Origin of the sequence: Actinocrinis sp., from assembly GCF_035605935.1 — a bacterium.
Lineage (GTDB): Bacteria > Actinomycetota > Actinomycetes > Streptomycetales > Catenulisporaceae > Actinocrinis.
Genome location: NZ_DATNGK010000152.1, coordinates 1 through 18,767, shown reverse-complemented (window position 1 = coordinate 18,767; position 18,767 = coordinate 1). Strand labels below are relative to the sequence as shown.

Genomic DNA, 18,767 nt, shown 5'->3' with positions numbered 1-18,767 from the left:
GCACAAGGTCTTCACGCAGGGCGCGGTGTGGAACATCAACTCCTTCGACCAGTGGGGCGTGGAGCTGGGCAAGGTGCTCGCGAAGAAGATCGAGCCCGAGCTGGGCGAGGGCGGGTCACACGGCGAGCACGACTCGTCGACCACCGGCTTGATCGAGCGCTACCGCAAGCTGCGCGGCCGGTAGAACGGCGGAGATCGCGACATTCCCAGCGGGCGGCGCCGGCATCTCCGGCGCCGCCCGCCGTCAGCCACCTGAGCCGTTGGCCATGGCAAAGGCAGCTGGTCCGTGCGAGCCGCCCGGATGCGGGAGAATGGCGGGCATGACTGAGCCGCGCCGCAGTTCCAGCCCCCGCGCCAAAGCCTCCCGCAATGCCGCCCGGGGCGGCGCGCAGCAGTGGGAGGCTGAGCGCAAGGCCGCGGAGAAGCGGCGCAACCGGTCGATCGCGCAGGCGGAGCGGCGGACGACGGCCGACTCGGTGCGTTCCGCCGAGCCCGCGCCGACCGCGGCCGGTCGGGCGCGGGTGGACGACTCGCCGACTCCGACCTCTTATTCAGATATGCCAGAGGGATACCGAGCCGGCTTCGCCTGCTTCGTCGGGCGGCCGAACGCCGGGAAGTCCACGCTCACGAATGCGCTGGTCGGCGCGAAGATCGCGATCACCTCGGGGCGGCCGCAGACGACCCGGCACACCGTGCGCGGCATCGTGCACCGGCCGGACGCCCAGCTCGTGCTCGTGGACACGCCCGGCCTGCACCGCCCGCGCACGTTGCTCGGCGAGCGGCTGAACGACCAGGTGCGCGCGACCTGGGCCGAGGTCGACGTCATCGGTTTCTGTATTCCAGCCGACCAGAAGATCGGCCCCGGCGACCTGTACATCGCCCGCCAGCTGGCCGAGGTCCGCCGCACGCCGAAGATCGCGATCGTGACCAAGACCGACGCGGCGTCCGGTAAGCAGGCGCTCGGCGAGCAGTTGCTCGAAGTGGTCGAACTCGGCAAGGAGGTCGGGATCGAGTGGGCCGACGTCGTCCCGGTCTCGGCGATCGCCGGCAATCAGGTCGGGCTGCTGGCCGATCTGCTGGTCGCGCAGCTGCCGCTCTCGCCGCCGCTCTACCCCGGCGGTGAGCTGACCGACGAGCCCGAGCAGGTGATGGTCGGCGAGCTGATCCGGGAGGCCGCGCTTGAGGGCGTGCGCGATGAGCTACCGCACTCGCTCGCGGTGACTGTGGAGGAGATGCTGCCGCGCAAGGGTCGGCCGAAGGACAAGCCGCTGCTGGACGTTCACGCAGTGCTGTACGTGGAGCGGCAGAGCCAGAAGGCGATCGTGATCGGCAGCGGCGGCTCACGGCTTCGCGACGTCGGCACACGGGCACGTCGGCAGATCGAGGCGCTGCTCGGGACCTCGGTGTTCCTCGACCTGCACGTAAAGGTCGCGAAGGACTGGCAGCGCGACCCGAAGCAGTTGCAGCGGTTGGGGTTCTGAGACCGAGCCGGGCGCGGCAGGTGTACGAGGGCACGGGGCACGATGGCCTGCGTTCATGCCCTAAAGCGCGAGCGTCCAGGCGGCGTGCGTGTCGATTGGCCGGAAGCCGAGCCGACGGTTCACGGCGAGCATCCGGTGGTTGTCCACCGCGTTGTAGGTGTCGAGCATCGTCAGTGAAGGCTCTGCTGCCATCAGCTCTCTAATCAGCTGCGCCTTGATACGTACCGCGAGGCCGCGGCCGCGGAATTCCGGCACGACGACGGTCTCGTTCTGCTCACCGCGCAGCCCGTCGGCGGTGTGCGCGCTGGAGAGCGCCGCGATCCGTCCAGTCGTCCGATCGATCAGGCAAGCTGTGTACTCGCGCAGCCCCGCCTGCATCGCGGCGTTTTCGCGGTGGCGGACCTCGGCGCAGGTGAAGGGCGAGAACGGAGCGGGAGTGGGGGAGGGCCCTGATGTCAATGCGGCCATCGCCCCGGCCGGTTTCGGAACGGCCGTCGTCGGCGCAGCGTGCAGACAGTCGAGTGCCTTGACGTAGCCGGGCAGGAAGTCGTCCGGACAGCGGCTCTTCCAATGCAGCGCCAGCAGACCGTCATCGGGCGCCGGACGCGCGTGCCGACTTCGCGCGTGCTGCGGACCTGGGCCCTCCACCGCCTGCACTATCGCGGTCACGTGCTTGTGGGAGGCGTTGCCGCGGAACTCACTGCCCGCGAAACCACTGCCTGCGACTTCGTCGCCTCGAACCTCAATGCCGCGTAGGTCGAGCCGCGAGCGTAGGTCACGCCCTGCGATGAATAGGCCGTGCCTTGCCGCGAACGCCTCGCTCGCGCGCGTACGCGGCGCATCAAGTACCAAGCGCGACCGGTGTAATGCGCGCGCCGCCTCGGTTAACGCATCGAGCAGTGCGGAGCCGACGCCGCAGCGCCGCGCGGAGGGGTGCACGGTGATCGCCGCGTGAGCCAATTCCCGATGGAACGCCTCATATAGGCCGAGCCTGGCCCACCCGGCCGCGCCTCCGGCCTCGTCGGTCGCCGCGAACAGCATCCGCTGCCCCCGGTAAGGCGGCACCAGCAGCCCGCGAAGCTCGGCCGGGCTGGCCGGCGGTTCGCCAGGCCGGTCCGCGAGGTCCGCGGCGTTCTGGCAGGCCAGCAGCCAGCTGAGCTCGGCCGCGCGCAATCCGCCCGGCCCGAGCTCCAGCGCCGTAACCCGCCACTGACGAGGCGGGCAGGTTGAAGCGAAGAGGCCGCGCACTGGTCCATCTCACAGCGTGCCGGCCCGTCGATCTAGGCGAAACGCTCATGAAACTCTGATTTTTCAGTCCCGGGACGGCAAATTCCGGCGGAAGCGGCGGCCGGTCACTATCGTCGCTTGTCCGGATGGTGGACGTCGGCGGGGTCGGGGTGGCCGTGGCGCGCCGCGGTCGGCTACCGTGGGTGTCCTATGTACGCCAAGCGGCTGCTTCTTACCTGCCGCGGCGGGGGTCTGTAGACCACAGACCGGCACCCTCGCCGCGGTGATGGTCGTTGCTTTCGTTTTGTCTTTCCGCCGGTCACTTTCCCCCCGACAGGCGATGGAGACCAAGCAACATGACCGAGCAAGCGACCACGAGCGACTATCCCGGTGCTCGTTCCAGCAGTGCTTATCGCGATAGCGCTTATCCCGACGGTGGCTATCCCGACACTGCGCAGCAGCCCTCTGGGATGCCGATCCACAAGTACGTACCTTTCACGCCCGTAGCGCTGGCTGACCGCACGTGGCCTGACAAGGTCATCGCTCAGGCACCGCGCTGGTGTGCGGTAGACCTGCGTGACGGCAACCAGGCGCTGATCGACCCGATGTCCCCGGCGCGCAAGCTCGAGATGTTCGATCTGCTGGTCCGAATGGGCTACAAGGAGATCGAGGTCGGCTTTCCCGCGGCCAGCCAGACCGACTTCGACTTCATCCGGCAGATCATCGAGGAGCACCGGATCCCCGACGACGTGGTGATCCAGGTCCTGACCCAGGCCCGCGAGCACCTGATCGAGCGCACCTTCGAGTCGATCCGCGGCGCCAAGCAGGCGATCGTGCACCTGTACAACTCCACCTCCACCCTGCAGCGCCGGGTCGTCTTCGGGCTCGACCGCGAGGGCATCAAGGAGATCGCGGTGGAAGGCGCGCGGTTGTGCCGCAAGTACGCCGAGCAGCTGCCCGAGACGGATGTGCTGTTCGAGTACTCGCCCGAGTCGTACACGGGCACCGAACTGGACTTCGCGGTCGAGGTCTGCGATGCGGTCAACGATGTGTGGCAGCCGACCCCGGATCGCAAGGTGATTATCAACCTGCCGGCGACCGTCGAGATGGCGACCCCGAACGTCTACGCCGACTCGATCGAGTGGATGAATCGGCACCTGAAGTACCGCGACTCGGTTGTGCTGTCGCTGCACCCACACAACGACCGCGGTACCGCAGTCGCGGCTGCGGAGCTGGGCTACCAGGCCGGGGCAGACCGCATCGAGGGCTGCCTGTTCGGAAATGGCGAGCGCACGGGCAACGTATGCCTGGTCACGCTGGGCATGAACCTGTTCTCGCAGGGAATTGACCCGCAGATCGACTTCAGTGACATCGACGAGATTCGCCGGACTGTGGAGTACTGCAATCAGCTGCCGGTTCACCCCCGGCACCCTTATGGCGGCGACCTGGTCTACACGGCCTTCTCCGGCTCGCACCAGGATGCGATCAAGAAGGGTTTCGAGCACCTGGAGCGGGATGCGGCCGCGGTCGGCAAGACCACGGACGAGATCCTGTGGGCGGTGCCTTACCTGCCGATCGACCCGAAGGACGTCGGCCGCACGTACGAGGCCGTGATCCGGGTGAACTCGCAGTCCGGCAAGGGCGGGGTCGCCTACATCATGAAGACCGACCACCAGCTCGACCTGCCGCGCCGCTTGCAAATCGAGTTCTCGCAGGTGGTCCAGGCCAAGACGGACGCGGACGGCGGCGAGGTCAGTCCGGCGCAGATTTGGGCGGCCTTCGCCGACGAATACCTGCCGGTGGACGACGCGCCATGGGGCCGCTTCCGACTGTCCGGACACCGCAACGAGGCGTCCAGCGACGGCAAGGACGTGCTCTCGGTGGACCTGGTCGTCGACGGTGCGAAGCAGACCGTTGAGGCGACCGGTAACGGACCGATCGACGCGTTCGTCAGCGCACTGGCCGGATTCGGCGTGGAGATGCGGTTCCTCGACTACGCCGAGCACGCGATGTCGGCGGGCGGCGATGCGAAGGCGGCCGCGTATGTCGAGTGCGCGATCGGCGACCGTGTGCTGTGGGGTGTAGGCATCGACGCGAACATCGTCACAGCCTCGCTGAAGGCAGTCGTCTCCGCAGTCAACCGTGCAGTGCGGTAACACGTCGCGCCGCTAAACGGAGCAGCCCCTACGAGGGGCGCACCGCTGCGCAGAGCGCGCCGTCACCACCTTGCACGCAGTGCTCTGCGTTACAAAGGCGGCACGATACGGAGGCGATCCTTCCCACAGTGTCGCCGGAACCAATACGCTGACGGGTCGCGTCATCGGGCGCGACAGATCTCGGTTTGTCGGGCGCGGTCGCTGCGACCGCGCCCGACGAGCGTGTTCGCCACCCACGTCTTCGCGCTCAGGGGGTAAATCCGTGTTCTTCCTCATCTGGGGGTTCAAGGTCCGCTTCAAGGTGCTCGACCAAGGCACCTTCTTCTGCCCGCGCTGCGGCGGCGACCGTCCCTACGAGCGCCGGCAGGCCAAGCGCTGGTTCCACATGTACTACATTCCGATCTTCCCGACGGCGACCCTCGGCGACCAGGTCCGCTGCGGCGTGTGCCAGACCTCGTTCACCGAGTCGGTGCTCAGCCGCCCGACCTCGAGCCAGCTGTCCGCGCTGCTCATCGATGCGGCACGGGGGACCATCGTGCATGTGCTGCGTACCGGCTCGACCGAGTCGCCCGCCGCACGCGCCGCCGCGGTCACCGAGGTAGGCCGCGCCGGGCTGCCCTCGTACACGGACGAGAGCCTGACCGCAGACCTCGACGTCGTTCCTGGTGACCTCTCGCAGCTCTACGCGTCGCTCAGCCCGCAGCTGGCCGACACCGGCAAGGAGTCGCTGCTCGGCGCCGCCGCTCGGGTCGCTCTCGCCGATGGTCCGCTCACCGATCTGGAACGCCAGGTGCTGGTCTCGACCGGCGCCGCGCTCAGCATGACGGCGACACACACCGCGGGCGTCATCGCGCTCGCTGAGCAGGCCGCGCGCGCGTAACGCATTGGGGGCCGTACAGCCTGCCGTCGACGTCATCGAGAGTGACGGCGGCGGCTGGCTGTGCAACGCAGACGACTCGGTGTGGGGGTTGCGTGCAGAAGGCCCGCAGCGAGCCGCAGACCGGGTACGACATGCGAGAATGAGCGGGTGAGCCTGCATCGCGCCGACGGGATCGTCCTGCGCACCCAGAAGCTGGGTGAGGCGGATCGGATCATCACGATCCTGACCCGCGAACAGGGCCGGGTCCGGCTGGTGGCCAAGGGCGTGCGGCGCACCACCTCGAAGTTCGGCGCGCGTCTTGAACCCTTCGCGCACGTGGACTTCCAGGTCTTCTCACGGCGTCATCAAGGTTTGAACAACCGCTCGCTCGACATGATCACCCAGGCCGAGACCATCGCGCCGTACGGCGAGCGGATCGTGAACGACTACAGCCGCTACACCGCGGGTACCGCGATGCTCGAAACGGCTGAACGCCTCACCGACGCCGAGGGCGAGCCCGCCGTTCAGCAGTACTTGCTGCTGCTTGGCGGCCTACGCGCGCTCACGGCGGCGGAACACGCACCTGGCTTGGTGCTCGACGCGTTCATACTGCGCTCGATGGCCGTGGCTGGGTACGCACCCTCGTTCTACGACTGTGCGCAGTGCGGGGCCGAGCCGGCGGATGACGCACCATGGCGCTTCTTCGCCGTGGCCGCAGGGGGAGTGGTGTGCCCTTCGTGTAAGCCACCCGCTTCTGCGGTACCGCAGCGAGCCACGCTCGACCTGCTCGGCGCGTTGCTCGCGGGAGAGTGGGAGACCGCTGACGCGAGCGAGGAACGGCATCGGCGCGAGGGCAGTGGACTGGTGGCGGCCTACCTACAGTGGCACGTCGAGCGTGGGCTAAGGTCGCTGCGACTGGTGGAACGGTAAGGGAATAGAAGTGCGACGCAAGATCCAGACTGCCTTTTCGACCGGCTCCCGCGGCCCGCGGACGTACCGCGACCCGAAGCCGCATAAGGACGGCGCGGAGCCGCCGAAGATCCCGGCCGAGCTGGTGCCCAAGCACGTCGCGATCGTCATGGACGGCAACGGGCGCTGGGCCAAGGCGCGGAATCTGCCGCGTATCAAGGGCCACGAGGAAGGCGAGAAGTCGCTGTTCGACGTGGTCGAAGGCGCGGTGCAGATCGGCGTGACGCACATCAGCGCGTACGCCTTCTCCACCGAGAACTGGAAGCGCTCGCCGGACGAGGTGCGCTGGCTGATGGGCTTCAACCGGCTCACCATCCGGCGCCGCATCGATGAGATGGACGAACTCGGGGTCCGGATCCGGTGGGCTGGACGCAGGCCGCGGCTGTGGAAGTCGGTCATCGACGAGCTGGAGATGGCCGAGGAGCGCACGAAGAACAACGACCGCTTCACGTTGACGATGTGCGTCAACTACGGCGGCCGGGCGGAACTCGCGGACGCCGCGGCGGCGATGGCCCGCGACGTGGCCGCCGGCAAGCTGAACCCGAACCGCATCGACGAGCGCACCCTGGCCCGCTATCTCGACGAACCGGACCTACCGGACGTGGACCTGTTCCTTCGCTCCTCCGGTGAGCAGCGCACCTCGAACTTCATGCTCTGGCAGTCCGCCTACGCCGAGATGGTGTTCCTTGACACGCTCTGGCCCGACTTCGATCGGCGCGACCTGTGGCGCGCCATCGAGATCTACGCCGAGCGGGACCGCCGGTTCGGCGGTGCGATTCCCAATGCGGTCGCCTGACGGCCCATTAATTCAAATTCTCCGAAATACCCACTGTATTACGGTCAGGTAATTTCGGCTGAGAAATCGCGTTTCACGCATTGACGAGCCCGCGGCGCGCTGCGATGGTTAAGCCATGACTTCCGGCGTGCACCTCGTGGCCCGCCTGCACGTCGATCTGCGGCGGCAGGCCAGCGCCGTCTGTTGCGCCTCGCGGTAAGCCCGCGCGCAAAGCCCGCACGATAGTCCGGCGGTGAACACACCCGCCGTTCCGTCCGGTTTCCAACACCACTGACAAAACTCTGATTATCAGACATCCGTCGTCGGGAGCCGAGGCACTTTCCTCGGCACGCTCGACGGATAGGTCGTCACGTTCGGCGCATCGTGGCGACGGGGTCGGGTCCGGCCCCGAACGGCCCGCACGGCGCCCCTCCGTCTGTTGTGGAGCGGGGGGAGGGGCGTCGTGCGCGCTACGCGGATGCGCCCGCACCCAACACACATACCTCGAATCACCACGCCACACCTCCTCGGAAGGCAGAGCACGCATGACCACAATCCTGGCCCTGAGCGGAAGTCCGTCCGGCGCATCCCGAACGGTGGCGGCGGTACGCGGCGCGCTCGACCTACTCGCCGAGCGTGGCTATAAGGTGCAGCACGTTGCGGTACGCGAGCTGCCCGCTGCTGAGCTGCTCGCCGCGGACACCGGGCATCCCCAGATAAAGAAGGTGCTGACGGAGGTCGCCGAAGCTGACGGCGTGATCGTGGCCACGCCGATTTACAAGGCCTCGTACACCGGCGTCATCAAGGCACTGCTGGACCTGCTGCCGCAGCACGGCCTGCGCGGAAAGGCGGTGTTGCCGCTGGCCACCGGCGGCACGCTCGCGCACCTGCTGGCGGTCGACTACGCGCTGCGGCCGGTACTGGCGGCCCTCGGCGCGCGGCATGTGGTTCCGGGCACGTTCCTGCTCGACTCGGCCTTCGTCAGCGGCCCTGCCGAGCCTGGCCACCCGCCGCTGCGCTACAGCCTCGCGCCTGACGCCGAACTGCGCCTCACCGACGCGATCGCCGAGTTCGCCGCAGCCCTGCCCGCGCCTTCGCTGGACGAAGAGGCCGCGGCGCTGACGAACTTGTAGCACTGTGTGCTTTTAGTCCGGTGCTTTTAGGCCGTGTTCGTGGGGTCGGCGCCTTCCACACTCCTGGTCCATAATCCGTTGCGGGCCCGAGTAGAACCCGGACATGCTCGGGCCATGGAAACGGAAGAAGAGACGCCGCTACCGCCGGCCCTCGCGCCAAACATCGGGCCACCCGAGCGCATCGAGGTGGAGGGGATCGTCCTGCGCCGCTGGATGCCGGACGACCGTCAGGCTCGCTTCGAAGCTCTTCTCGCATCGTATGAACACTTGCGTCCTTGGATGGCATGGATTCAAGAACCACCCACGTTGGAAGGGCAGCGTGCCTTGGACGAGCTACGCGGCGATGCCTGGCTCGGCGAGGACAGTTTCCTCTACGGCATCTTCGACGCCGCAGACGGATCGGTGCTCGGTGCGATCGGCGTGCACGACCGAGTCGGTCCGGGCGGCCTGGAGCTCGGTTACTGGTGCCATGTCGCGCACACCGGCAAGGGTGTCATGACCCGCGCCGCCGGTGAGCTGACCCGGATCGTGCTCGAACTCGACGGGATCGAACGGGTGGAGATCCACTGCGATGAGGCCAACACGCGTAGCGCGGCCATTCCCCAGCGGCTCGGCTACCGCCTCGACCGGATCGAGGACAACGGCGTGCGCGCACCCTTTGAAACCGGCCGCGGCATGGTCTGGATCAAGGAGCGCGAAAGCACTGGCGCGCGGGCCGACTGACCGCGATCTAAACGCGGCCTAACGGTCGGCGCACTGCGCACACGTGCCGAAGATCTCCAGCGTGTGCGCAACGTCCGTGAACCCATGCTCAGCTGCGATCCGGTCCGCCCAGGACTCCACCGCCGGACCCTCCACCTCGACCGTTCGACCGCACCCGCGGCACACCAGATGGTGATGGTGGCTGCCCGAGCTGCATCTGCGGTACACCGCCTCGCCGTCGTCAGTGCGTACGACGTCCACCGCACCGGCGTCGGCGAGCGACTGGAGGGTGCGGTACACCGTCGTCAGGCCCACCGAGTCGCCGCGGTGCTTTAGCCGATCATGTAGCTGCTGGGCAGACTGAAAGTCGTCGGTCTCCTCAAGCAGTGCGGTCACCGCAGCCCGCTGCCGGGTCGAACGGCCGGGTGCGGGAACCGACGGGCGCAGCCCGCCGCTCTCGGTCTCGCTCATCGCCGGTACTCCTTGCTACGGGTGAATCTCCCCCAAAACTACCCCTGGCGCGGCTGCGCGCCCGAGCCATTGTGCCATCGCGCGCCTTTCCACGCGCTCGGCCGAACGGGCGGAGTAGCCGTGTTATTCCGCGAGCACTCTGGTATTCGCCCGCCGCGTGGAACGCGTTGGAAACCCGACGCTCACCCTCGGTACGCTTTCCCTCTTAGTTGACCGCACACCAGCCGGGTGTGATGGCGAACAGAGCAGACAAGAGAGCACACCGTGCCCGCCGACAAGATCGACACCATCGTCCGCCTCGCAAAGGCGCGCGGCATCGTCTTCCCCTCCAGCGAGATCTACGGCGGCTCCCGCGCCGCCTACGACTACGGTCCGCTCGGCGTGGAGCTTAAGGAAAACGTCAAGCGGCAGTGGTGGCAGTCGATGGTGCGCGGCCGGGAGGACGTGGTCGGACTCGACTCCTCGGTCATCCTGGCCCGCGAGGTCTGGGAGGCCTCCGGTCACGTCAAGGAGTTCGCCGACCCGCTGACCGAGTGCCTCTCCTGTCACAAGCGCTGGCGCGCCGACCACCTGGAAGAGGCGTACGAGGCCAAGCACAAGCACGCCCCCGAGCACGGCCTGGCCGACGTGAACTGCCCCAACTGCGGCAACAAGGGCCAGTTCACCGAGCCCAGGATGTTCAACGGGATGCTCAGCACCCACCTCGGCCCGGTCCAGGACGGCTCCGGCCTGCACTACCTGCGCCCGGAGACCGCGCAGGGCATCTTCGTCTCCTACAAGAACGTCTTCGAGACCGCGCGCAAGAAGATCCCGTTCGGCATCGGCCAGATGGGCAAGTCGTTCCGCAACGAGATCACCCCGGGCAACTTCATCTTCCGCACCCGCGAGTTCGAGCAGATGGAGATGGAGTTCTTCGTCAAGCCCGGCGAAGACGAGAAGTGGCACGAGTACTGGCTCGAGGAGCGCTGGAACTGGTACACCGGCCTCGGCGTCGACCCGGCTAACCTGCGCTTCTTCGAGCACCCGAAGGAGAAGCTGTCGCATTACTCGAAGCGGACCGTGGACATCGAGTACCGGTTCAACTTCGGCGGCAGCGAGTTCTCCGAGCTCGAGGGCATCGCGAACCGCACGGACTTCGACCTGAGCACCCACTCGAAGCACTCAGGGCAGGACCTGTCCTACTTCGACCAGGCGAACAACGAGCGGTTCACGCCGTTCGTCATCGAACCGGCAGCAGGCGTTAACCGGTGCATGCTCGCGTTCCTCATCGATGCGTATACCGAGGACGAGGCGCCTAACGCGAAGGGCGTGCTGGAGAAGCGAACGCTCCTCAAGCTCGACCGCAGGCTCGCGCCGGTGAAGGTCGCCGTGCTGCCGCTGTCCCGTAACGCCGACCTCTCGCCGAAGGCCCGGCAGCTCGCCGACTCGCTGCGCTGCAACTGGAACGTCGACTTCGATGACGCGCAGGCAATCGGCCGCCGCTACCGCCGTCAGGACGAGATCGGCACGCCGTTCTGCGTGACAGTCGACTTCGACACCCTTGAGGACAACGCCGTGACGGTCCGCGAGCGCGACACGATGGAGCAGGAACGGGTCTCACTCGACCAGGTCGAGGCGTACCTCGGGGCTCGCCTGATCGGCTGCTGAACGCGGCCGGCCGCCGCCACGGCTAGCTCGGCTGAGTCACTTCGAGACCGCGCACTTCGGTGAGTGCGCGGTCTCGGTCATGTTCGACACCTTCCACCGGCCGTCGCCGGACCGGGCCAGCGTGAGTGTGGTGAACGTGCCCGGCGTGTTCGCCTTCTGCACCGCAGGACCGACAACATGGGTCTTCGCGTCACCGCGCATGACGTGACGCCAGTTCGTGCAGAAGGAGACGGTCGCCTTTCCGGCGCTGTTCGGCGCGGAGTAGGTCGTGTTCGAGACGACCAGCACGCCGACCGGTTGCTGGTGCTTCGCGGACCAGCCCGACACGTCGTGCTTTATGGCGGTCAACGCGGCGCCGGACCAGTACACCGATAGCAGCGGATCTTTGGCACCGGGGCCATACTCGGCATGCAGCTGCGCGCGCACCGACTGCTGCACGGTGTACAGCACCTGATGCTCGATCTTGTTCGACGGAAGCGGGTGCTTGAACGCCAAGCCCATCGTGGTCGGCAGCGTGATCCGCTCATCGATGGGCACCGCTACCGCGGTCGGGCTTATATCCGGCGTCGGCCGGGGCGCGGACGCGCAACCCGCAGCGGTTCCCAGCGGCGCGAGCATTAGTAATGCCGCCGCCGCTTTTCGCACAGACCTCTGGCCCGCCACGTCATTCACCAGTCCCCAGTCCCCGTGTACCCGAATCGCTCAGCGTAATGAACTGCCCGCTAAGGGTAGTCGTATGCTGCTGAGCGCGAGTCAATAGTGCCTCAGCGCGCGGTTCTAAGGCGTGGGGATTTCCGCCGTCGTGGCGGTCTCCTGCGCGGCAATGGGCATGCTCTCGACCACGGCTTGAGCGCTTCGCGCACTGGCATGGATTCCGGCGCTGGCGCTGGCGGGCGCGGTTACCGCAGCCATCGCCGCACCGACGATGCCTGCCGTGTTGGCGAGTTGCGCCGCGACGATCTCGGCGTGCAGTTTCAGCAGCGGCAAGAAGCTGTCCGCGTGCTTCGATACGCCGCCGCCGACAATGATCAGATCCGGGCTGAACAGTGCCTCGACATGCGAGAGGTACTCCTGTACGCGCTTGGCCCACTTCTTCCAGCTCAGCTTCTTCTCGTCGCGCACCCGGGCCGAGGCGCGCCGCTCCGCGTCCTTACCGCGTATCTCCAGGTGCCCGAACTCCGTGTTCGGCACGAGCAGCCCGTCCACGAACAACGCCGAACCGATGCCGGTGCCGAACGTGAGCATCAGCACCACGCCGTCACGACCACGGCCCGCGCCGTGCGCCATCTCCGCTACGCCTGCGGCGTCCGCATCGTTGAGTACCCGTGGCACCCAGCCACCCCCACCCTGCGATAAGCCGACGCCCCGCGTTACGTCATTACGCAGCACGCGCGCGAACAGGGTCGCAGCATCTATGCCAATCCAGTCGGGTTCCATATTGGCTGCCGTACGCACGGTGCCGCGCGTTACGACGCCAGGGAAGGTGACCCCGACCGGTCCGTCCCACGCGAAGTGCGCGGCGACCTCGCCCACAGTCTCGGCGACAGCTTTCGGTCCCGCCGGCCGAGGAGTCTCCAGCCGGAACCGCTCGGCAGTCGGCTCCCCGGTCTCTGTGTCCACCGGAGCGGCCTTGATCCCCGAGCCACCGATGTCGATGCCCAATGCCAGCACTGTCGCCACCCTTCCACGGTCAAGCAGGAACCGGAGTCTGGGACAATGGAGCGGCCCGCGCCCACTCAGCTCACTCGAAACGCGGCGCCCACTCGAACGTCCAGTATCCGAGGTCTATTAGATGCCCGTAGCGCACCAGCCGCTCGCGATCGGCCCTTACCAGGTCTGGCCGCCGGTCGTCCTTGCCCCGATGGCGGGGATCACCAACCCGCCGTTCCGCGCCCTGTGCCGGGAACAGTCGGAGAGCCGGGTGCCTGAACCGAGCGACGAGCGTCCGGCCGGGCTGTTCGTGTGCGAGATGGTGACCACCGTCGGACTGGTCGAACGCAACCCCAAGACCCGCAAGATGATCCACTTCGAGCCGAACGAGCAGCCCCGCTCGGTGCAGCTCTACGGTGTGGATCCGGACTACGTCGGCCGCGCGGTGCGCATCATCGCCGAGGAAGACCTCGCCGACCACATCGACCTGAACTTCGGTTGCCCGGTCCCTAAAGTCACCCGGCGCGGGGGAGGGTGCGCGCTGCCCTATCACCGCGTCCTGTTCCGCAACATCGTGCACGCTGCGGTGCGTAACGCGGGCACGTTGCCTGTGATCATCAAGATGCGCGTTGGTATCGACCCGCAGCACGAGACTTACCTCGAAGCGGGCCGGATCGCGGAGGACGAAGGCGTCGCAGCCGTGGCCCTGCACGCGCGCACCGGAGCGCAGGGCTACTCAGGTGAGGCCGACTGGGACCGGATCGCCAAGCTCAAGGCGGAGATCGGCAGCATCCCGGTCCTCGGTAACGGCGACATCTGGGAAGGCGCCGACGCGCTGCGCATGATGGCCGAGACCGGTGCGGACGGCGTCGTCGTCGGCCGCGGCTGCCTTGGCCGGCCCTGGCTGTTCGCGGACCTCGCGGCGGCCTTCGTAGGCGGCGAACGCGTCCGCCCCCTGCTCGGCGAGGTCGCCGCGATGATGCGCCGGCACGCGCAAGGCCTGGTCGCGATGCACCAGTCCGATCACGGCGTGCGCGAGTTCCGCAAGCATGTCGCTTGGTACCTCAAGGGCTTCCCGGTCGGCTCGGAACTGCGCGGCAAGCTGGCCCAAGCCTCGAATCTCGCCGAACTCGACGAGCTGCTGGGCCGCCTCGATCACGCGCAGCCCTGGCCGCAGGCCAACGAGGGCTCGCCGCGCGGGCGCAGTCACGCCTCGGAGCGCCGCGTCACGCTGCCCTACGGCTGGTTGGAGAACCCTGACGATCCGACTCCGCCCTCCGGCGCCGAGACCGAGGACTCCGGCGGCTGATCAGGCAGCCAGAACGAAGCAGGACACCGATACCCCCGGCCGGCGAAACTCGGGCGCGCGCATTCGATCGCTGATGCTAACGTTCGCGCAGCGAATAGCCAGGTAGTCGAGAGGGGGGCGGGGTCTTATGACGAAGCTCAATCAGATCATCGCCGTGGAGAAGGGCGTCAAGAGCAAGTCCTTCCAGGAGTTGACCGAGGCGCACCACGCGGTACAGAAGGCCGCGCTGCTCTCCGGCATCTCCCGCACGTACCAGCCGAAGGACGAAGAGGGCGAGCAGTTGCCGCCCGAGTCCACCCGCGTGCAGATCAAGGCCGAGGAAGTGCTGCGGCAGACCGCCGCGACGCTGACCCGCCTGTTCGACGTCACGGCCACCAAGGACTGGGCGAACTGCGTGGCGAAGGCCGATGTGACCGTGGACGGCCGCACTCTGGTCAAGGACGTGCCCGTCAGTTACCTGCTGTTCCTCGAGAAGCAGCTGACCGACCTGCACACCTTCGTCAAGAAGCTGCCAATCCTCGACGCCGCCGAGTCCTGGGCGCACGACCCGTCCAGCGATTCCTGGAAGACCGAGCCGGTGCGCACCGTGAAGACCAAGAAGGTGCCGCGCAACCATGTGAAGGCCGAGGCGACCGAGAAGCACCCGGCGCAGGTAGAGGTCTACTACGAGGACATTCCGGTCGGGTACTGGACCACCGTCAAATTCTCCGGATCACTGCCCGCGCGCCGCGTCAACGAACTGCTTGAGCGGGTCGAGGCGCTGCAGAACGCGGTCAAGTTCGCACGCGAAGAGGCCAACGGGACGAGCGTTACCGACCAGCACGTCGGTGAGGCCGTGTTCGGCTACCTTTTCGGATAACACAGACTCCCTCCCGTGCGAGCGGGAGGGATGCGCTAGGAGCGCAAGCTGACGCTGAAGCCGAAGCTGAACTCCGGGGTCCAGTGACGGTTCGAGTCCGTCTCCCGGCACACGCGCCGGGATAGCCCAACGGGTAGAGGCAGCCCCGGGTCAATCTCAGACTCTCGCTCCAGATTCAGCATTCGCCGCCGAGCGCCGGATCGACCGGACACAGGCAGTTTCGTTGAGGTTGCGGGTTCGACCCCCGCGCGCCGCTTTCCATGCGGCGCTAGCTCAATAGGCAGAGCGCAGCGTAGTAAAGGTGACCGGTGTCCTTTAAACGTGCCGGTGCGAACAATTGGGCGGCACCTTCAGAGGCCGGGAGCTGGACATGCTCCCGGCCTCGCCGCTGTCCCCCGCCAACACCGTCCACGCCTCGTTCAAGGCCCCGGTTTCCGGGCTCGTCGTTTCGATCCCGCAGTTCAGGGCATCGGGAGTGCGCCGTCCGGCTGCTGAAACGGCAGTTATCCACAGGGTGGTCAGTTTCACGCTGACAGCCTCGTGACCGGCCGGTACTGTCGATAACAACCAAGAGGGGCGTCGGTCGTGCGGGTCGGCGTCCATTCTCATCTCGCACGCGTTTGAGCTTCAGGGAGCCTCACGTGCCGATCGACACTGCGCCGACCGCTGCGGCGACACCGACAACCAAATACGTCTACGACTTCACCGAGGGCAACAAGGATCTCAAGGATCTGCTGGGCGGCAAGGGCGCCAACCTCGCCGAGATGACCAACCTCGGCCTGCCGGTACCGCCCGGATTCACCCTCACCACCGAGGCCTGCCGCGCCTACCTCGCCGACGGCGACGAGCCGGACGGCCTACGCGCCGAGGTGGCCGATCATCTCGCGGCGCTCGAGGAGCGGATGGGCCGCAAACTCGGCGCGAGTGACGACCCCTTGCTGGTCTCGGTGCGCTCCGGGGCCAAGTTCTCCATGCCCGGCATGATGGAGACCGTTTTGAACATCGGGTTGTCCGATGCGTCGGTCCAGGGGCTGGCGCAGGTGGCCGGGGACGAGCGGTTCGCCTGGGACTCCTATCGGCGGCTGATCCAGATGTTCGGCAAGACCGTGCTGGACATCGACGGTGAGCACTTCGAGGACGCGATCGACGCCGCGAAGAAGGCCAAGGGCGTGACCAGCGATCTCGACCTGGACGCCGCGGACCTGCGTGACCTGGTGGAGGCGTACAAGGCGATCGTGCGCGAGCACGCCGGCCGCGAGTTCCCGCAGGACCCGCGCGAGCAGATGGACCTGGCCATCCGCGCGGTATTCGAATCCTGGAACACCGAGCGGGCCAAGCTCTACCGGCGGCAGGAGCGCATCCCGCACGACCTGGGCACCGCGGTGAACGTGTGCTCCATGGTCTTCGGCAACCTGGGCCCGGATTCGGGCACCGGCGTCGCCTTCACCCGTGACCCGGCTACCGGCTCGCAGGGCGTATACGGAGACTACCTCGCCAACGCCCAGGGCGAGGACGTGGTCGCCGGCATCCGCAACACGGTCCCGCTGCAAGACCTCGAACAGCTCGACCCGAAGTCCTACGGCGAGCTGATGGACATCATGGCCACCCTCGAAGGCCACTACCGCGACCTGTGCGACATCGAGTTCACCATCGAGCGCGGCAAGCTGTGGATGCTGCAGACGCGAGTCGGCAAGCGCACCGCGGCCGCCGCATTCCTGATCGCCACCAGCCTGGTCGACGAAGGCGTGATCGACGCCGACGAGGCGGTCTCGCGTGTCAGCGGCGCGCAGCTCGCGCAGCTGATGTTCCCGCAGTTCGACACCCGTGGCGACTACACACGCATCACCACCGGCATGAACGCCTCGCCGGGCGCGGCGGTCGGTAAGGCAGTGTTCGATTCCTACACGGCGGTGAAGTGGTCGCGCTCCGGTGAGCGGGTCATCCTGATCCGCCGTGAGACCAACCCAGACGACCTCAACGGCATGATCGCCGCGCAAGGCATTCTGACCTCGCGCGGCGGCAAGACCTCGCACGCCGCCGTGGTCGCCCGCGGCATGGGCAAGACCTGCGTGTGCGGCGCCGAGGAGCTGGACGTGGACACCAAGGCGCGCCGGTTCACCGCGCCCGGCGGCGTCACCGTCGAGGAAGGCGACGTGATCTCGATCGACGGCACCTCTGGGGCGGTCTACGTCGGTGAGGTGCCGGTCGCGCCCTCCCCGGTGGTCGAGTACTTCGAGGGCAGGCTCGGCGCGGACTCGCCGAAGGCAGGCGAGCTGGTCAAAGCCGTGCACCGGATCATGTCGTGGTCCGATGAGCGCCGCCGGCTTTACGTCCGGGCCAACGCGGACAACCCCGAGGACGCCGCGCGCGCCCGTCGCTTCGGCGCGCAGGGCATCGGCCTGTGCCGCACCGAGCACATGTTCCTCGGCGAGCGCCGCGCCCTGGTCGAGCGGCTGATCCTGGCCGAGGACGACTCCGAGCGGATCAAGGTGCTCGAGGAGCTGCTGCCGATGCAGCGCGACGACTTCGTCGCGATCCTCACCGCGATGGGCGGCCTGCCGGTGACCGTGCGGCTGCTCGACCCGCCGCTGCACGAGTTCCTGCCCGACCTGACCGAGCTGTCCGTGCGTGTGGCCGTCGCGGAGGCGCGCGGCGAGCAGCACGAGGGCGACCTGCGGTTGCTACAAGCGGTGCACAAGCTGCACGAGGCCAACCCAATGCTCGGCCTGCGCGGCGTGCGCCTGGGCCTGGTGGTGCCCGGACTGTTCATCATGCAAGTACGAGCTCTGGCCGAGGCGGCGGCGCAGGTGGCCAAGGCCGGCGGGGTGGCCCGGATCGAGATCATGGTGCCGCTGGTCGGCGCGGTGCAGGAACTGGAGATCATCCGAGAGGAGGCCCGCGCGGTCCTCGACGAGGTGCGCGAGACCACCGGCGCCGACATCAGGGCGCTGATCGGCACGATGATCGAGCTGCCGCGCGCGGCCCTCACCGCCGGGCAGATCGCCGAGGCCGCCGAGTTCTTCTCCTTCGGCACCAATGACCTGACCCAGACCGTCTGGGGCTTTAGCCGGGACGACGTCGAGGCGGCGTTCTTTAGTGCCTACCTGGACAAGGGCATCTTCGGTGTCTCCCCGTTCGAGACCCTGGACCGCGCCGGGGTCGGCCGCCTGGTGCAGATCGCCACCGACGAGGGCAAGGCCGCGCGCCCGACCCTCAAGCTCGGCGTCTGCGGCGAGCACGGCGGCGATCCGGACTCCGTGCACTTCTTCCACAACGTCGGCCTGGACTACGTCTCCTGCTCCCCGTTCCGCGTCCCGGTCGCCCGGCTGGAGGCAGCCCGCGCCGCAGTGCAGCAGAAGCGGGAGGAGAGCGCCAAGAACTAGGGCCTGTTCGGGGTTCGGATCATGATCCGAACCCGAACAGGCCCTAGAGGCGACGAACGAGAGCCCGCGCGGGCACGCTTCAGCGGGCTACTCGGCCTCGAACACCTTCTCGTAGGCGATCGACACCGGCGAGTCGAGATACGGCG

16 protein-coding genes and 1 pseudogene are annotated in these 18,767 nt (G+C 67.5%); 13 read left to right on the top strand and 4 right to left on the bottom strand.

Going from position 1 to position 18,767, the window contains the following annotated elements; all coding sequences use genetic code 11:
• Both VN779_RS12915 and era read left to right on the top strand, forming a co-directional pair.
• Nucleotides 1-184 (top strand): annotated as a pseudogene (locus VN779_RS12915) (glucose-6-phosphate isomerase); the annotation flags it as partial.
• Between the two features lie 373 nt (nt 185-557).
• Nucleotides 558-1,481: a GTPase Era gene (gene era, locus VN779_RS12910; RefSeq protein WP_349260767.1), complete on the top strand. Its 924-nt coding sequence runs from the start codon at nt 558-560 to the stop codon at nt 1,479-1,481.
• Between the two features lie 60 nt (nt 1,482-1,541).
• Here the strand turns inward: era and VN779_RS12905 are convergent, their stop codons facing one another.
• Nucleotides 1,542-2,729 (bottom strand): GNAT family N-acetyltransferase, encoded by a 1,188-nt coding sequence (locus tag VN779_RS12905; RefSeq protein WP_325722851.1) that lies wholly within the window; start codon nt 2,727-2,729, stop codon nt 1,542-1,544.
• 449 nt (nt 2,730-3,178) lie between these two features.
• On the opposite strand from VN779_RS12905, the gene leuA reads away from it, so the two are divergent.
• The 7 genes from leuA (at nt 3,179) to VN779_RS12875 (ending at nt 9,323) form a co-directional block, all read left to right on the top strand.
• Complete coding sequence (gene leuA, locus VN779_RS12900) at nt 3,179-4,864, top strand: 2-isopropylmalate synthase (RefSeq protein WP_349260766.1); 1,686 nt, start codon at nt 3,179-3,181, stop codon at nt 4,862-4,864.
• Nucleotides 4,865-5,126: 262 nt separating this feature from the next.
• Nucleotides 5,127-5,744 (top strand): hypothetical protein, encoded by a 618-nt coding sequence (locus VN779_RS12895; RefSeq protein WP_325722847.1) that lies wholly within the window; start codon nt 5,127-5,129, stop codon nt 5,742-5,744.
• 147 nt (nt 5,745-5,891) lie between these two features.
• The gene (gene recO, locus VN779_RS12890) at nt 5,892-6,653 is read left to right on the top strand and encodes a DNA repair protein RecO (protein ID WP_325722845.1); all 762 of its coding nucleotides are present in this window, start codon (nt 5,892-5,894) and stop codon (nt 6,651-6,653) included.
• A 22-nt stretch (nt 6,654-6,675) separates the two neighbouring features.
• The gene (locus VN779_RS12885) at nt 6,676-7,488 is read left to right on the top strand and encodes an isoprenyl transferase (protein ID WP_414639662.1); all 813 of its coding nucleotides are present in this window, start codon (nt 6,676-6,678) and stop codon (nt 7,486-7,488) included.
• A gap of 115 nt (nt 7,489-7,603) precedes the next feature.
• Complete coding sequence (locus VN779_RS26480; RefSeq protein WP_349260765.1) at nt 7,604-7,687, top strand: putative leader peptide; 84 nt, start codon at nt 7,604-7,606, stop codon at nt 7,685-7,687.
• 325 nt (nt 7,688-8,012) lie between these two features.
• Nucleotides 8,013-8,600, top strand: coding sequence for an NADPH-dependent FMN reductase (ssuE, locus tag VN779_RS12880; RefSeq protein WP_325722842.1), 588 nt, complete (start codon nt 8,013-8,015; stop codon nt 8,598-8,600).
• Nucleotides 8,601-8,714: 114 nt separating this feature from the next.
• Nucleotides 8,715-9,323, top strand: coding sequence for a GNAT family N-acetyltransferase (locus VN779_RS12875; RefSeq protein WP_325722840.1), 609 nt, complete (start codon nt 8,715-8,717; stop codon nt 9,321-9,323).
• Between the two features lie 18 nt (nt 9,324-9,341).
• Here the strand turns inward: VN779_RS12875 and VN779_RS12870 are convergent, their stop codons facing one another.
• Nucleotides 9,342-9,773, bottom strand: a complete 432-nt coding sequence (locus VN779_RS12870; RefSeq protein WP_325722838.1) for a Fur family transcriptional regulator — start codon at nt 9,771-9,773, stop codon at nt 9,342-9,344.
• Nucleotides 9,774-10,037: 264 nt separating this feature from the next.
• On the opposite strand from VN779_RS12870, the gene VN779_RS12865 reads away from it, so the two are divergent.
• Entirely contained in the window at nt 10,038-11,420 is a 1,383-nt protein-coding gene (locus tag VN779_RS12865) for a glycine--tRNA ligase (RefSeq protein ID WP_325722836.1), read from the top strand.
• Between the two features lie 36 nt (nt 11,421-11,456).
• Here the strand turns inward: VN779_RS12865 and VN779_RS12860 are convergent, their stop codons facing one another.
• Nucleotides 11,457-11,957, bottom strand: a complete 501-nt coding sequence (locus VN779_RS12860) for a hypothetical protein (protein WP_325722834.1) — start codon at nt 11,955-11,957, stop codon at nt 11,457-11,459.
• Nucleotides 11,958-12,197: 240 nt separating this feature from the next.
• Entirely contained in the window at nt 12,198-13,091 is an 894-nt protein-coding gene (gene ppgK / locus VN779_RS12855; RefSeq protein WP_349260764.1) for a polyphosphate--glucose phosphotransferase, read from the bottom strand.
• Nucleotides 13,092-13,212: 121 nt separating this feature from the next.
• On the opposite strand from ppgK, the gene dusB reads away from it, so the two are divergent.
• From dusB to ppdK, 3 genes are all read left to right on the top strand, one after another.
• A complete protein-coding gene (gene dusB / locus VN779_RS12850) occupies nt 13,213-14,379 on the top strand; it encodes a tRNA dihydrouridine synthase DusB (RefSeq protein ID WP_325722830.1) in 1,167 nt (388 codons plus the stop codon).
• A 127-nt stretch (nt 14,380-14,506) separates the two neighbouring features.
• Nucleotides 14,507-15,238 carry a hypothetical protein gene (locus VN779_RS12845; protein ID WP_325722828.1) on the top strand — a complete coding sequence of 244 codons (732 nt, stop codon included), beginning with the start codon at nt 14,507-14,509 and terminating at the stop codon, nt 15,236-15,238.
• A 641-nt stretch (nt 15,239-15,879) separates the two neighbouring features.
• On the top strand, nt 15,880-18,621 hold the full coding sequence (gene ppdK / locus VN779_RS12840; RefSeq protein WP_325722826.1) for a pyruvate, phosphate dikinase: 2,742 nt from the start codon (nt 15,880-15,882) through the stop codon (nt 18,619-18,621).
• Nucleotides 18,622-18,767 lie beyond the last annotated feature (146 nt).

Excerpts from the sequence above, each read along its gene's own strand:
- era (WP_349260767.1), top strand. The coding sequence starts at position 558 with ATGCCAGAGGGATACCGAGCCGGCTTCGCCTGCTTCGTCGGGCGGCCG.
- leuA (WP_349260766.1), top strand. The coding sequence starts at position 3,179 with ATGCCGATCCACAAGTACGTACCTTTCACGCCCGTAGCGCTGGCTGAC.
- VN779_RS26480 (WP_349260765.1), top strand. The coding sequence starts at position 7,604 with ATGACTTCCGGCGTGCACCTCGTGGCCCGCCTGCACGTCGATCTGCGG.
- ssuE (WP_325722842.1), top strand. The coding sequence starts at position 8,013 with ATGACCACAATCCTGGCCCTGAGCGGAAGTCCGTCCGGCGCATCCCGA.
- VN779_RS12875 (WP_325722840.1), top strand. The coding sequence starts at position 8,715 with ATGGAAACGGAAGAAGAGACGCCGCTACCGCCGGCCCTCGCGCCAAAC.
- VN779_RS12870 (WP_325722838.1), bottom strand. The coding sequence starts at position 9,773 with ATGAGCGAGACCGAGAGCGGCGGGCTGCGCCCGTCGGTTCCCGCACCC.
- dusB (WP_325722830.1), top strand. The coding sequence starts at position 13,213 with ATGCCCGTAGCGCACCAGCCGCTCGCGATCGGCCCTTACCAGGTCTGG.
- VN779_RS12845 (WP_325722828.1), top strand. The coding sequence starts at position 14,507 with ATGACGAAGCTCAATCAGATCATCGCCGTGGAGAAGGGCGTCAAGAGC.